17 protein-coding genes and 1 pseudogene are annotated in these 14,957 nt (G+C 41.0%); 1 reads left to right on the plus strand and 17 read right to left on the minus strand.

Annotation, left to right across the window (positions count from 1 at the left end; translation table 11 throughout):
- Positions 1-93 precede the first annotated feature (93 nt).
- From era to ybeY, 10 genes and pseudogenes are all read right to left on the minus strand, one after another.
- Positions 94-990, minus strand: a complete 897-nt coding sequence (gene era, locus ABID29_RS11490) for a GTPase Era (RefSeq protein ID WP_018369130.1) — start codon at positions 988-990, stop codon at positions 94-96.
- 153 nt (positions 991-1,143) lie between these two features.
- Positions 1,144-1,587, minus strand: a complete 444-nt coding sequence (locus tag ABID29_RS11495) for an NUDIX domain-containing protein (RefSeq protein WP_354366261.1) — start codon at positions 1,585-1,587, stop codon at positions 1,144-1,146.
- Positions 1,588-1,604: 17 nt separating this feature from the next.
- The gene (locus tag ABID29_RS11500; RefSeq protein ID WP_354366262.1) at positions 1,605-1,973 is read right to left on the minus strand and encodes a hypothetical protein; all 369 of its coding nucleotides are present in this window, start codon (positions 1,971-1,973) and stop codon (positions 1,605-1,607) included.
- A 10-nt stretch (positions 1,974-1,983) separates the two neighbouring features.
- Positions 1,984-2,427 carry an NUDIX domain-containing protein gene (locus ABID29_RS11505; protein ID WP_354366263.1) on the minus strand — a complete coding sequence of 148 codons (444 nt, stop codon included), beginning with the start codon at positions 2,425-2,427 and terminating at the stop codon, positions 1,984-1,986.
- Between the two features lie 46 nt (positions 2,428-2,473).
- Positions 2,474-2,872: a hypothetical protein gene (locus ABID29_RS11510; protein WP_354366264.1), complete on the minus strand. Its 399-nt coding sequence runs from the start codon at positions 2,870-2,872 to the stop codon at positions 2,474-2,476.
- Positions 2,853-4,766 (minus strand): ATP-binding protein, encoded by a 1,914-nt coding sequence (locus ABID29_RS11515; protein WP_354366265.1) that lies wholly within the window; start codon positions 4,764-4,766, stop codon positions 2,853-2,855. The genes ABID29_RS11510 and ABID29_RS11515 overlap by 20 nt, the downstream gene beginning before the upstream one ends.
- Positions 4,766-5,815, minus strand: a complete 1,050-nt coding sequence (locus ABID29_RS11520; RefSeq protein ID WP_354366266.1) for a DNA cytosine methyltransferase — start codon at positions 5,813-5,815, stop codon at positions 4,766-4,768. The genes ABID29_RS11515 and ABID29_RS11520 overlap by 1 nt, the downstream gene beginning before the upstream one ends.
- Before the next feature lie 125 nt (positions 5,816-5,940).
- A pseudogene (locus tag ABID29_RS11525) lies at positions 5,941-6,090 on the minus strand (DNA mismatch repair protein MutT); the annotation flags it as partial.
- 12 nt (positions 6,091-6,102) lie between these two features.
- A complete protein-coding gene (locus tag ABID29_RS11530; protein ID WP_354366267.1) occupies positions 6,103-6,579 on the minus strand; it encodes a diacylglycerol kinase family protein in 477 nt (158 codons plus the stop codon).
- A complete protein-coding gene (gene ybeY / locus ABID29_RS11535) occupies positions 6,563-7,057 on the minus strand; it encodes an rRNA maturation RNase YbeY (RefSeq protein WP_168548040.1) in 495 nt (164 codons plus the stop codon). Before ybeY ends, ABID29_RS11530 begins: the two co-directional genes overlap by 17 nt.
- A 184-nt stretch (positions 7,058-7,241) precedes the next feature.
- Here ybeY and ABID29_RS11540 point away from each other — a divergent pair, with 184 nt between their 5' ends.
- Positions 7,242-8,078 carry a Cof-type HAD-IIB family hydrolase gene (locus tag ABID29_RS11540; protein WP_354366268.1) on the plus strand — a complete coding sequence of 279 codons (837 nt, stop codon included), beginning with the start codon at positions 7,242-7,244 and terminating at the stop codon, positions 8,076-8,078.
- Positions 8,079-8,397: 319 nt separating this feature from the next.
- Here ABID29_RS11540 and recN read toward each other — a convergent pair whose 3' ends face one another.
- The 7 genes from recN to ABID29_RS11575 form a co-directional block, all read right to left on the minus strand.
- Entirely contained in the window at positions 8,398-10,062 is a 1,665-nt protein-coding gene (gene recN / locus ABID29_RS11545; protein WP_354366269.1) for a DNA repair protein RecN, read from the minus strand.
- A gap of 1 nt (position 10,063) precedes the next feature.
- Positions 10,064-10,492 carry an arginine repressor gene (locus ABID29_RS11550; protein WP_354366270.1) on the minus strand — a complete coding sequence of 143 codons (429 nt, stop codon included), beginning with the start codon at positions 10,490-10,492 and terminating at the stop codon, positions 10,064-10,066.
- On the minus strand, positions 10,485-11,303 hold the full coding sequence (locus ABID29_RS11555) for a TlyA family RNA methyltransferase (protein WP_354366271.1): 819 nt from the start codon (positions 11,301-11,303) through the stop codon (positions 10,485-10,487). Before ABID29_RS11555 ends, ABID29_RS11550 begins: the two co-directional genes overlap by 8 nt.
- Positions 11,296-12,171, minus strand: coding sequence for a polyprenyl synthetase family protein (locus ABID29_RS11560; RefSeq protein WP_354366274.1), 876 nt, complete (start codon positions 12,169-12,171; stop codon positions 11,296-11,298). Before ABID29_RS11560 ends, ABID29_RS11555 begins: the two co-directional genes overlap by 8 nt.
- Positions 12,164-12,382, minus strand: coding sequence for an exodeoxyribonuclease VII small subunit (locus ABID29_RS11565; RefSeq protein ID WP_168549984.1), 219 nt, complete (start codon positions 12,380-12,382; stop codon positions 12,164-12,166). The genes ABID29_RS11560 and ABID29_RS11565 overlap by 8 nt, the downstream gene beginning before the upstream one ends.
- Entirely contained in the window at positions 12,357-13,700 is a 1,344-nt protein-coding gene (gene xseA / locus ABID29_RS11570) for an exodeoxyribonuclease VII large subunit (protein ID WP_354366272.1), read from the minus strand. Before xseA ends, ABID29_RS11565 begins: the two co-directional genes overlap by 26 nt.
- Positions 13,701-13,903: 203 nt before the next feature.
- The gene (locus ABID29_RS11575; RefSeq protein ID WP_354366273.1) at positions 13,904-14,563 is read right to left on the minus strand and encodes a CBS domain-containing protein; all 660 of its coding nucleotides are present in this window, start codon (positions 14,561-14,563) and stop codon (positions 13,904-13,906) included.
- Between the last annotated feature and the right edge of the window lie 394 nt (positions 14,564-14,957).

The raw sequence follows: 14,957 nt of genomic DNA on the forward strand, positions 1-14,957 counted from the left end.
ACTCAAAAACCACACAGTGATTCTTTCATCTTGATTGTTTTCAAGACAGAAATCACGGTGTGGTTTGATTTTGAGGCTAGTTTTTGCCCGGCCTCAATACTCTTTCTCATTATATCCAAAGTCAGCGAGGTCAAGTTTTTTGTCGCGCCAATTTTTCTTGACTTTGACCCAGGTTTCGAGGAAGACCTTGTCGCCTAGCATGAGTTCGATGTCACGGCGGGCAAGGGAGCCGATTTTTTTCAGCATGGCACCACCTTTTCCGATGACAATGCCTTTTTGGCTGTCTCGCTCAACCATGATGGTGGCTTGAATATGAACCTTGTCGGTCTCCTCATCTCGCTTCATAGACTCGATGACCACCGCTACCGAATGCGGAATTTCCTCTCGGGTCAAATGCAAGACCTTCTCCCGAATCATCTCCGACACCAAGAAGCGCTCGGGATGGTCCGTTATCTGATCTTCTGGGAAATACTGGAAGCCCTCTTCCAGATTGTCCTTGAGAATCTCCATCAGGCGATTAACATTGTTCCCTTGAGTGGCTGAAATCGGCACAATTTCCTTGAAGTCCATCTGACTCCTGAAGTCATCAATCTGCTCCAAGAGCTGGTCAGGGTGCACCTTGTCAATCTTGTTAATCACCAAAATCACAGGAATATTGGCCTTTTTCAGGCGCTCAATAATCATGTCGTCGCCCTTGCCCCGCTTCTCATCAGCAGGCACCATGAAGAGCACCGTCTCCACCTCACGCAGGGTCGAGTAGGCCGCATCTACCATAAAATCCCCCAGAGCTGTCTTGGGCTTATGAATCCCTGGCGTATCGATAAAGACGATTTGCTCCGTCTCAGTTGTGTAAATCCCCATAATCTTATTACGGGTCGTCTGCGCCTTGTCACTCATGATGGCAATTTTTTGCCCCATCACATAATTCAAAAAGGTTGATTTGCCGACATTTGGCCGACCTAAAATCGCTACAAATCCTGATTTAAACATAACTTAAGATACAAAGGACGTCAAAAGCAAAGTCAAAATAGGGAATGACCCGAAAATCCGGATTTTCGAGGTCGTTCATCTTTTTGACACAGCTTTTAGTCCGTGTTCAGTTGGAACACAAACCCGTCCCACTCCTTTCATTTTCTATTACTTTCAGTGTCCCATGGCAAAGCTGCCAGACACATATTCTTCAATCATCAAACGGTGGCTGTCAAAAGCCATATCCAACTGGTCAATCTCCTCTTTTGTGAAAAAACGTAACTCTAGACTTTCATCATCACGGTGAGTGCTAATGTCATAGCTCTCTTCTGCTACCATTTCATAGATAAAGGTGACGGACTGGCAAATATCACCGTTGGGATAATGATGCTCGCTATTCGTATAAACATTAAGCAGGCGTTTGGCAGTCACCTTAATGCCTGTCTCCTCAGCAAACTCACGAATGGCTGTTTCCAGAGAGCTTTCACCGAGCTCCATAGCACCACCTGGATAAACTAACCCAGGCCAATCAGGGTCTTTACGGTTTTGCACCAAGACCTTGGTACCATCTGTCACCATACACATGTTGGTCAATACGACATTTTCCGTTGTTGGCATAGTTTCCGCCTTTCTGATTAATATATATCTGGTCGGTCAGCCTTAAACTCAACATATTCACCTTCCTGTATGTCCTTTGGAATTGTATCTTCCATATCAAATAAAAACTCCCCCACCTGAATCAGTTCTCTGTGCCGATCTACTAGCTTGCCAACCACAAAATGTTCCCAGTTACCGAGATGTTTTAGAATGGGAAAATCAACATCGCTGCGTTCAACGTCATCCGTCATCAACCATGTGATTGGACCATCATCGTAGACATCCCCGATTTTACCGTAATAAGGCCAGGCAAAGCAGCAGCAAACGAATGTCCCATCCGTCAACCAGACCTCTGCACCTCCCTCTGGGCCACCACCGATAAGTTCAACATCCTTTACCCAAATCATTCATCCCTCCTCAATCAAACACTGCTTCCCAGTGCTCTGCTTGGCAAGTCTCATAACACAGCTCAATCTGCTCCTTAGTCGTCTTATTGAGCGAGAGGTCTGGCAGGTCATCTAGGTCAAAATAGCGACTGTCCAAGGTTTCGCTGTTAGGGACGAACTGCCCACCTAAACTGCGGCAGAGGAAAAAGATCTTAGTCACGTGATGGGCCGACCGACTAGGCTGGTTCTTGTGCTTGTCTAAAATCGCCACAAGACGGTAGGCTTCGACATCCAGACCTGCTTCTTCCTTGACTTCCTTGATGGTATTGTCCATAGCAGAGCAGTCCATATCGCACCAGCCACCTGGGAAAGCAACACCTGGCCAGTCTTGCTTGAGTCGCTCCATAACGACAACCTTATCGCCATCACGAATCTTGCAAAGGTTGGTAAAAATCACTTCTTGACTGCGTAGCATACTAACTCTTCATTTATTTTTCATCCCAAACTTAAAATATTATTACCTAATTTTTAGAACATAAAATTAAAAATACAGACAACGTAACTGGTAAATATGTTAAAATTTCTGTGATTGAAAATAATGCTGATAAATATTTTGTACAATTTTTAAATTCTTCTACTGATAATTTTAAATCAGAGTCTCCTTTTAAGTCACTAATAAGACTTGCATAGAGTTTTCTGTATAGTCTCTCTTGCCATAAATAATACGAATCTAGAAGCCAAAAGCCAATAATCGGAAAAAGATATATTAGAAAATTATTTTTTAGATTATCATTTTGTAAGAATAAAAACAATCCTACAACAATTGTAATCATCCACCCCTTAATTACAAAAGAATTTTGTGCCATCCTAGTAATTATTGATTGAACTAAATCAATATGTTTAGATTTTGTTTCTTTCATTTATCGTCTCCTTATTATTAAAAAAATTAACAAAATTAGATTCGTTTAAAATTTCGCCACCTAATTTCTGATATTCTTCCTTGTTTTCTTCCAATGTTCTAAGTGATTTATCAAACATACTACAAACTTCATTTAGAAGCGAATGAAGTGCTCCGAAGTGATTGTCAGTTGTTACCACACGTTCAGCATTATCATCAATATAAACATTAGGATGCACTGTTGTTGTCACTAGAGGGGCCGCAGGTTCTTCTTTACCAGCTTTAATAATCCCATGCTTCGTTTTAACAACCCAACCGGCACCTACTTCAAGTAAAACACCTCTTTTTTTTGCAGAGTTATTAGAATGTACATATAAAACATAGATTGGTTTATTTGAGTAACTATTTATGAAAAATTCTCGAAAATAATCCCATATATTTTGTCCGTAAGGAACTACCGAGCGATTCTCTGGGTCACTAGTATAAATGATTTCTTCCTCACTGAAGCCATTGAATAATAATAAACCATATAAAATATTATTTAGTTTTTGATCCTGCCGAGTATGGCTAAGCAAAATTTTTCTAGATTCATTATCAACCTTTATTTTTTTCATTCCTAATTGCTTGAACATTTTATTGGCTATATTAGGATTCAATGTGTTGTTTGGAACAGCTTTATTAAACGTTTCAAGTACTTCTTGTGCTTTTTTTGCAAATTCATCCTCAGCTTTTCGTTTTTGTTTCTTTTTACTTTCTACTTTATCTTTATTCTTAGCTTTAATTGCTAAATCTTTTTTTCTGAGCACTTGGTTTAATATATCTGATGCAGCCTCCAAGAATATTTTATAACGAACATCGTCGCTCTTATATCCTTGTCTATTACTCAATGCCATATCAGGTAAATCTGTTTCTTCAAATTCATCTACATATAATTGTCCCACAACATAAACTTCATTCAATCTGTTTTGACCAATTTCGTTTAAAACATTAAATTGACCTAATTTTCCATGAGAATATATTGCTAGAAAATTGTCTGGAAAATCAGATGATTCTTTTTCTTTCAAACCTCTTGTAGTACTATATGTACCTATCCATCCTTTTACTTCCAGAGTTCTATCTTTAATTTCACCTAACCTGTTTTTTATTGAATAGTCTTTTTTGACAGGGTCCTTTAATAAATAATTATCATTTGCGTATTTAGGGGATTTATTTTTAAATTTATCAAGAATTCCATACTCATCTTTCCCAAATATGATAAGAGAGTCCAAGGAGGTAGCCAAAGAATCTACAAACTTTCTTGAAGTTTCATTTTTTCCATCTATCCCCTTGATATGAATTGCAAAAGGATTCTCTTTATTATCGCTCAGTTGAGGGAAAAACTTTGAAAGGTTGTTTTTTATAGTCTTGGACAGCTTAGGAATTTCAAACTCTGAGTCCAGCATCTCAATCCTTGTCCCAGATTCAGTGATATAATCAAAATTCATTTCATCTTCAGAAATCGCCTTTAATTTCCCGTTATCTGGAACAGTTCTCGTTAACCAGAATCCCGATTTATCGCCGCCTGATTTCGTCATCACTTTTACTCTGCTAGAAACAGCTAATGCCGCTAGTTTACCAATTCCCTTTCTCCCCATTTTAGGTCGTTTATATTTCTCACTTTTTGAGCTATTTTCATCAACTCGAGTTGGTTTAGCCACAGATAAGTACTTTTCTCGTGTCTCATCATATGTCATTCCCTTTCCATCATCCTCAATGATAATTACAGAATCCGAAAAACTAATCCAAACATTTTCAGCATCAGCATCATAGCTATTAGCTACTAGTTCTGCTAGTACATAATAAATATTAGTGTACAAACTAGGCCCCAATAATTCTAATATTTCTGGACTAATTTGAATTGGATATTCTTTTTTCATTATACGTTCTCCAAATGATTTAATATACTTCTACCAATTACCTCTCCCAACTTAGGTGGAACAGCATTACCAATTTGTAACGCAACTTGTGCAATAGGGTAATTTCCACCAAGTTCAGGTTCTGTAAAAAGATAATTCTTTGGAAAAGTTTGTAGCATCGCTCCCTCACGCAAACTCAACGCTCTATCTTGATCTGGGTGACCAAAACGACCATTCCCAATACCAGGAAACTGTGTTGTTATTGTATTAGAAGGTTTATCCCATTCTAAACGACCATAAACAGAACCAAATGATGCTCCACTCTTTTTCTTATAGGCTTCAAGTAAAAGTTCTTCATCCCAATCCTTCCAACTTCCACCTGGTTTTGATTGTTTTATCCTTCTCATATTTAGTTCAGAAAGTTTCCTACTTCTATGTAGAGGGTCCTTCAAATTAGTCTCTCCCGCCTTTAGTTTTGGTAAATTTCCAATTGTCTCCCTCAGTGTTGGGTAACTATCTTTAGCAAATTGAGGAGGCAGTAATTTTATCTCTCCTAATTTCGAGGCTAAAAGTAATAGGCGTTTTCTTTTTTGTGGAACACCATACTCTGGGGCGTAAACTACCTTATAATCAATTGAATAATTATTATCTTTCAAAATTTGGATAAAGTTATCAAACACCTTCTCTTTAACCATCTGAGGAACGTTTTCCATGGAAACAATATCCGGTTGAACATATTCAATTTGTTGACCAAAATAATCTAAAAGATCCATCTTCTGAAGTGTGTTTTCATTATTCTTATATTTATGGCTATATGTCGAAAAGGGTTGGCATGGAGCACAACCCATTAAAATTTTTATATCAGTATCGTCAGGATAAAGATTACTAATTTCCTGATTATCAATTGCCTTAACATCTTTCAATATGAATTTCGCATTATTGTTAAATTCATAAGCAAATTGACTACGAGAATCTATATCATAACCAGCAACAACATTTATACCTGCTTGCTGAATACCGCAGGTCAACCCTCCAACACCGCAAAATAAATCTACAGCATTAATTTTCATGGTAACATCCTCCACTTTAAATTATATCACTCTTTCGGATCTTTTTACAGTATTTATATCTTGTAGAACGCTCAAATCCTTGATTTAACAGCGTTTTAAGCACCTGTCATTATTATGACACAATCCCCGCCTGGTAGACCCCATTTGCCAAAATCCCCACGTTTTTGCAGTAAAATCCTACCAGCATCATCGGTCAAAATCCCACCAGCAAAGGTCAGCATAATCTTGTCATGTCCAACTTTTGAGCGGATATAAGAAATATAATCTTGCGTCATAATGGTCCTTTCTCAGGAGAGCAGAGCCCATAACTTGGGCAAAAAGATAATGATACCGACGATCAGGGCATAAATAGAGGTCAGCAAGACAGCACCTGCTGCCATGTCCTTAGCATTTTTAGCAAAGGTTGAAAAATTTTTCCCACAGACCAAATCTACTAGATTTTCGATAGCCGAATTGAGCAATTCTAACACGATAACCCCAAAAATAGCGGAGCAAATAAACAGCCATTCCACTAATTCCAAGCTAAAGAGCACCCCAAACCCAAAAACCAAAACAGCTCCTACCAGATGACTCTTCATGTTGCGTTCATCTCGAATCGCTGTTCTGATCCCGGTCAAGGCGAAGTCTAAACTGGATAAAAAATGCCTATTCTTCCAGTGCTGATCAATCCCCTCTTCCTCATAGGAATAGTGCGGAGGATCTTGGCGAAATTGCTCAGGATTAAAAATTCGTAACGCTTCTTTTTTATCATCGTGTGAGTCCATAAGCTGTCAAAATCTCCTCTTGCAAGCCAAACATTTCTGCCTCTTCCTCTGGCGTATAGTGGTCATAGCCATTGATGTGGAGAAAGCCGTGTACTGCTAAAAATCCCATCTCCCGCTCAAACGAATGCCCGTAATCCTCAGCCTGTTCCTTCGCCTTATCAACAGAAATAAAAAGTTCACCAATGTAACTATCAAACTCTCCCATCAGCTCGGCCAAATCTGGATTATCCGCCAGATCTTCTGCGTCAAAGATAATACTTTCTTCCGGCTTATACTCCAAACTGATCACATCCGTCGGACGATCCGTCTCTCGATAAAGGAGATTCAATTCATGGCTTCTAACATTATCCACAAAGGTTACTGCCATTTCTTTGTTTTCTGTCCCTAACCGCTTAGCAGCAGCCTCCAATACCTCAACCGTCTGCCTTAAAATCGCTTGGCTAACCTGATTGGTTTCATCGTAGATTTCAATGTGCATATTTTTTCTCACTTTATTTTATTGCTTCCATTATACCATATTTTTCTTGAAACGCTTACCTTCAGGTTACCACCTGCTTGATCTTTAGATATCATAGAATAGTATCAATTTTCCCTTTTTTAATACGAGCTAATTTGCCCTTCCTTTTTTATAATATAATTACATTAAGAAACGAGGTCACTACATGTCACAGGTTATTTTTCTAGATGTTGACGGCACATTGGTTAATTACGAAAATGAAATTCCTGCTTCTGCTATCGAAGCCATCAAGTTAGCGCGCCAAAATGGCCACAGGGTCTATGCCTGTACAGGTCGGAGCCGAGCTGAAATGCAACCAGAAATCTGGGACATCGGCATTGATGGCATGATTGGTGGCAATGGAAATTACATCGAATCAGATAATCAGGTCATCTACCACAATTCGTTAAGCCTTGCGGAGTGTACAGAGATTGTGGACTATCTGCATGCTCATGGCTTAGAATTCTATTTAGAAAGCAACAGCGGACTCTATGCTTCTGAAAACTTCTTTGAACGCTCCATTCCTGTATTACAAGAATATTGTAAACGCAAAGGGATGGATAATGTTCAGGACGTAACTGCTAAAACAGTTATGCACGGCATGGTGTTTGACAGCACTAATTACTACCGAGATGATGTTAACAAAATTTCTTTCATTCTTGAAAGTTACCAAGATTACCTTGATGCCAAGACACACTTTAGTCAATTTGAAGTCAATACTTGGGGTGGAAAGGGAGAGGTTGCCCTCTTTGGGGATGTCGGTGTCAAAGGCATTGATAAAGCCTTTGCGATTGACCAACTCCTCAACTATCTAGGGGCAGACAAGAAAAATACGATCGCTTTTGGAGACGCTAAAATTGATATCCCGATGTTTCAGTATTGCGCCCAGAGCGTCGCTATGGGAAGTGGTGGTCCAGAAGCAAAAGCTGCCGCCGATTATATCACAACAGGCGTTGATGAAGATGGTATCTATCAAGCGTTTAAACATCTGGAATTAATCTGAGGAACTCTAAAAACGCCCAACTCCTTTCAAATACTTCCAAGCGGGACGACTGTGTTATGATTTTGAAAACGTTTAGATGAAAAGAAGGCTCAAATATCTCAGATAGTGGGAAACTGTTCCAGAGAAAGAGACTCAACTGGAATAAATCAAAAAATATACTGTTCAATCATTGTTCGAGCATCTCTCATTATCTTCTAACAATAGAAAACTCTTAGAAATACTGATGATCAGTCACCTCTAAGAGTTTTTCCTTTATCAAAAAGATTGTCGATCTGTCGCTATAGATATGCTCGTCCAGTTATCAACTGCTAAACCAGCCCTATTGAGAACTTGCTAACAGTTCTCTAGCCTGTTGTCTAGCTGTCTCTGTGACATCCTGACCAGCCAGCATCTTGGCAATTTCTTCGACACGTTCTTCCTGAGCCAGTAAACGAACAGTTGATACGGTACTTGTATCGCTAGATTGCTTCTCGATAAAAAACTGATAGTCCGCAATAGCAATAACTTGTGGCAGGTGAGAGATAGCCAGCACCTGTCCTGCTTGACCAATCTTATGGATTTTTTGAGCGATAGCTTGGGCCACGCGCCCTGAAACTCCAGTATCTACTTCATCAAAAACGATAGACGTCTTGTTTTCCTGACGCGAAAAAGCTGCCTTAATGGCTAACATTAAGCGGGACAATTCCCCACCAGAAGCGACTTTAACCAGCGGTTTAAAACCTTCACCAGGGTTGGTTGAAATATAAAACTCCACCTGCTCATTGCCCGATTTACTGAATTTTGCTTTGGTAAATTGCACCTGAAAATCGGCCTTCTCCATATAAAGCTCTTTGAGTTCCTGCTTGATATCGTCTTCCAGCTGTTGGGCGAGGAAATGACGAGCATCGCTCAAAGCCTTAGCCTGACTAACCAATTCTTTTTCAAGTTCTTTCAAAGCATACTCTGCTTGTCCTTGATCAGGAAATTCACCTGTCAGTAATTGGTATTCATGACTAATCTGCTGAAAATAAGCCAGAACATCATCAACACTGCCACCGTATTTCCGGCTGATACTACTCAACAGATCCAAACGCGCTTCAACCTGCATAAAGCGATTGCCATCAAAATCCAAGTGATCCAAAATCCCATCCAAACGCTTGGCTACATCATCCAGACTGTAATAAGCTTCTGCCACCTGATTAGCCAACTGCTGATAGTCTGTCTCAAACTCTTCCAAACTCTGTAAATCATTCATAGCAGAGCGCAAATGATCCAAGGTCGCCAATTCTTCATCAGCTAACATGGTATGGGCATTCGTCAAGGTATCCGCGATCATTTTGTGATTGAGCAGTCGGTCACGCTCTTGCATCAGAGCTAGATCTTCACCAGCTATCAACTCAGCCGCCTCAATTTCTGACAATTGAAAACGAAGCATTTCCAAACGCGCCTTGTTTTCCTGCTCATTTTTTTGCTTAGCAATCACTTGTTGACGCAGGTGTCGATACTGTTCGAAGGTCTCTTGGTAGGTGAGTTTCAAGTTTTTGAAACTTGCTGTTCCAAATTGGTCTAACAGGCCAATATGATGCTGAGGACGCATCAGCTCTTCTTGATCATGCTGACCATGAATATCTACTAAGTGATAACCGACTGCTTTCAAAACAGATAAATTGACCATCTGGCCATTAATGCGGCTAACACTACGACCGTTTTGAAAAATTTCTCGACGAATAATCAGCTCCTGCCCCACTTCTATTCCTTGCTCCTCAAGGATATCTGCGATTTCAGAAGCCTCCTCTACGGAAAAGAAGCCCTCAATTTCCGCCTTATCTGCCCCATGTCGAATGGCTTCCGTTGTTGCTCTTGCACCAAGCATCATATTCATCGCATCAATAATGATAGATTTGCCCGCGCCTGTTTCTCCTGTCAAGACGGTCATACCAGTCTGAAAATCCAGTGAAATCTGTTCAATAATCGCAAAATTTTTAATAGAAAGCGCTAGTAACATCTTACAGTTCCTCAATTTGTCGGAGAATCTCCTGAGCATTCTCACCTGTTTTGACCACCATTAACAGGCTATCGTCATCTCCCACCAGACTAAAAATAGCGTCTTTTAGCCTATCTAAAAGTTGACGCTTCACAACAGCCATCGTCCCTGGCTCCACATCAATATGAATCATCTGGTCCTGGCTCTTGCAAGCCAAAATATAGCGCAACTTCAGGCGGTTAGTCTTACCATGCCCATTTGGGAGGCCATAAATATAGCCATGCTCACTAGGAATTTTGACAATGCCTAAGGTTTTAATGTCCCTAGAAACGGTTGCCTGTGTCGCCTTTAATCCCGCCTGAAGCAAGCGGCTGACAATTTCCTCCTGAGTGTCGATTGGGTAGCGGCTAACCATATCACTAATCAGTTGCAAACGTTCTTTTTTATTCATCCTTAAACTCCTTATGGGATCTGGCGACCAGATCCTTTAACTCTTCTTGATAAAGATTCTCAACTCGATTTGTCTTTTGCAAATGGGCCAAATATTCAATATTGCCATGCCCGCCTTGAATTGGTGAAAAATCAAGGTTTTTTACGGTAAATCCCTGCTCCAACATGAAATTCGTCACCTTTTCAAGAACAGCCAGGTGGACAACCTTATCCTTTACAATCCCATTCTTCCCAATCTGTTCACGTCCTGCTTCAAACTGAGGTTTGATCAAGGCAACCACTTGCCCATTGTCTGCTAAGACCTCTCTCAAAGCTGGCAAAATCAAGCTTAGGGAAATAAAACTGACATCAATTGAAGCAAAACTAGGCTGGCCCTTGGAAAAATCCTGTCTTGTCGCATAGCGGAAATTGAACTGCTCCATACTGATAACTCTAGGATCTTGCCGCAGTTTCCAGGCCAACTGGTTAGTTCCAACATCAACCGCATAAACCATTTGAGCACCTGCCTGAAGCATGACATCAGTAAAGCCACCGGTCGATGCTCCAATGTCTAACGTCAGTTGTCCATCCAGACCAATCCCAAAAGTTGCCAAAGCCTTTTCTAGTTTGAGACCGCCACGGCTAACATATTTTAATTTTTCACCTTTAAGTTTCAGCTCAATGCTATCCTCAATTTTTTCACCAGGCTTATCGTAACGTTCCCCATTGAGGCTGGCGACTACAAGCCCTGCCATCACGCCCCGCTTGGCCTGCTCACGTGTTTCAAATAACCCTTGACGATAAGCTAATACATCAACTCTTTCCTTAGTCATCTAATCTCAGCCCTTCTATGATTGACTTTAATGATTGACTTTGAAAAGGCACCTGGTCGCCAATTTGATGAATGACGGTGAGTGCCTTATCCAAGGTCTCCTCTAAAAAGAGTCTTGATTCAGACAAACCCAACAATGCTGGGTAGGTTGATTTTTGTGCCACTAAATCCTTCTGTGGTGTCTTCCCCAATGCCTCGAAATCCGCTGTCAGATCCAAAATATCATCTCGAACCTGGAAAGCCAAACCAACCAGCTGGCCTAGCTGGCGCAGTGCGTCACAGATCGGGTCTGATACTTCTGCCGCCAGCCCTGCTGCCACAAAAGGAAATGTCAGAAGGCATCCGGTCTTATTGGCATGAATAACCTGCAACTGCTCCAACGAAATCTCTTGACCTTCTGAAGACATATCTAACATCTGCCCTGCTACCATGCCAAGTGTCCCAGACGCATCCGATAATTCTTTGACCAATTGAATCTGGATAGCTGGAGAAAAATCTGTCCGAGCTAACAAGCCAAAGGGATCCAAAAAAAGACTGTCGCCTGCTAGAATAGCTGTCGCTTCATCAAATTGCTTATGGTTCGTCAAACGGCCTCGACGGTAATCATCATTATCCATAGCTGGAAGATCATCATGAATCAGGCTCCCAGTATGAAGCATTTCTAGACTAGCAGCTACCTGATAATGGGAGTCGCGTAAGGCAACCCCAAAAGCTTGGACTGTTTCCAGAAACAACCTTGGCCGAATCCGCTTGCCACCTGCCTGAAACGAGTAAGTAATCGCCTCCTCCAAGCGCTTGGAAATACCTGCTTCTTGGTAATATTGCGCCATAGCTGTTTCAATTTTTGCTAGATACATCGTCTTATCCATGAAATTCTGTCTCAGTGCCATCTTCTTGCATAACCTTGACCAAGGTTTCCTCAGCCTTAGCTAAAGTAGCCTGAAGTTCCTTTGACAGCATCATCCCTTTTTGAAATTCGGATAAAGCTTCTTCCAAAGCAATATCACCTGACTCTAAGCGTTGGACAATTGTCTCAAGTTCTGCTAAATTTTCTTCAAATGTTTTTTTGGATTTCGACATTTTTTACCTCTACTTCTATCTGACCATCTCGCATATGGATAGTCGCTGCCTGTCCTGTTTTCAAATTTTGAGCACTTTCTAAGACCTTACCTTCGTGGTAAACCATGGCATACCCCCTAGCTATAATTCGACTGGTATCTAGGAGCATCATAGCCTCGGTTAATTTTTCTGCCTTGAGAACCTTACTATCGTACAGATTGGCCATATTGCTCCTCAAAAGACGCTTTTGCTGACCAAGACGTTCCTGATTATTTTGCAACCGCTGAAGCAGACTTTTTCCATTTAAGCCTTGCTGAAGGAATTGAACTCGTTTTTGCGCTTCTTGATAACGTCGCTCTATGACCTGCTGGAGTTTTTCTGTTAGGTAATCACATTTCTGTAAATAGCCATCATAGAGGCGTTCTGGTTGCCTGAAAATGATTGATTTCGTCAATTTGACCAAACGTTCTTCCTTAAACCGTAAACGGTTGAGACTGGCCGTGTAGGCTCTTGTTTCTTGCTGGCGCAGGTGATTGATGAGATCGCCCTTAGTGATCGGAGTCGCTAACTCAGCTGCTGCTGTCGGGGTCGCTGCTCTGCTATCCGCCACAAAATCAGCCAAGGTCGTATCCGTCTCATGGCCCACAGAGGAAATCACCGGCAACCGCGATTCAAAAATTGCTCGAACTACCGCTTCCTCATTAAAAGCCCACAGATCTTCAATGGAACCACCACCACGGCCCACAATCAAGAGATCCAGATCTTTTCTGCCATTGGCGCGAACGATATTGTCAACAATTGACGCCACAGCCCCCTCTCCCTGAACCTTAGTCGGAAAAAGAAGAATTTCAACCCCTGGAAAGCGTCTGCTAACCGTCGTGATAATATCTTTAATGACCGCTCCACTAGGACTGGTAATGATACCAATCTTATTTACAAAACGTGGTAAAGGCTGTTTCCACTCTGACTTAAACAGACCTTCCTGACCAAGACGCTTCTTGAGTTGCTCAAACTGAATCGCCAAAGCACCAATGCCATCTGGTTCAGCTTTCTCAATCACAATGGAATAAGAGCCACTAGGCTCATATAACTGAACACGGCCAATCACATTGATTTTCATGCCTTCTTCCAGCTCAAAGCCTAGTTTTTGATAAATTCCACCCCAAATAGTCGCCTGTATAACAGCTCCCTCGTCCTTAATGGAAAAATACTGATGATTAGGGCGCTTGCGAAAGTTAGATACCTGACCTGTCAGGTAGACCTTAGCCAAATAGGGATCACGGTCAAATTTCAGCTTCAAATATTTTGTTAAGTGAGAAACCGTTAAATAATCAACCATACATCCCTCTTTCCTTGTTTACTCCTTCTTTCAGTATACCAAAAAAAAGCCTGTTTGACTTCTGAAAGCTATCCCTAAGCCCCATTTAATTCCAAGTCAAGAGACGCTGACACTCCTAATAAATCTAAACAAAAATCCCTGACCAGCAGGGAACTTTTCAATAATCCAATCTAGACCTAGGCTTGAATTCCGAAACAGCACTTTTACAGCATTTTTTTAGAAGACGTCCTAACAATGCCATCAACCTCAAATCCAGCTTGTAAAAACTTCGCTTTCAACTGTTCCAGATCAAAATCTCCCTCAATCTGAACCTCAACAATCTGCCTTCCATCAGAGCCAGGAATGTTAACTGTATGAGAAATATTGAGGCTCTCTTCAGAAATAAGATGAACGATCCGCTCTAGCACTCCAATCCCATTTTCAGCCAGCAAGCGCACACGGACACCATCTTCCCCATAACCTGAAACCTTCAAAAAAGCCTTGAAAACATCTTTATCTGTGATAATACCACTGATGACTTTCTCATCCACAACGGGCAAAACACCAATTCCATGGGTCAACATCAAGTGAATCGCATCTTCTAAGCTAGCGTACTTAGAGACCGTCACAACATCCTTAATCATAACCTGACCAACCTTGGTCTTGTTGAGCAGGTAATTCATCTCATAAATAGACAAGCTAGTCGCTTTAGAAGGACTGGCCTCAGCAATAGTCCCTTCAGTGACTAGGCCAACCAACCTATCATTTTCAATGACAGGCAAACGATGGATACTATGCTTACGCATTAAGTCTGTCGCAGCAGCAATTGACGTCTCTGGGCTAACATACACCACTTTCTTGGTCATAAAATCTTTAACAGCCATAAGAACCTCCTGATAGAACTTTCCCTTATTTTCCTTTAGTATACCATTTTGAGAAATATTTTGCCACCGTTTCATAAAATTTTACAAATAACTAAGAACCAATCCAGCGCTCAGAAGCAGTAACAGTGAATCGGTTACACTAAACTAGACAAAAGAATAAAGTGTTCTACACTAAAGAAAAAACCATAAAACGAGAGAAGACAAACTTTGTCCTCTCTCGGTGTTAAATTGGTCAACCCACTACAGTTGACAAAGAATCAAAAAAGAGAACACACTCAGTTCTCTAAAATAAATATTAAATGAACCGGACGCTCTAGCCAGCTGAGCTACACCGCCAAACATCGGGAAGACAGGATTCGAACCTGCGACCCCTTGGTCCCAAACCAAGTACTCT

It is taken from the genome of Streptococcus rupicaprae (assembly GCF_040545225.1).
In the GTDB taxonomy this organism is placed as follows: domain Bacteria; phylum Bacillota; class Bacilli; order Lactobacillales; family Streptococcaceae; genus Streptococcus; species Streptococcus rupicaprae.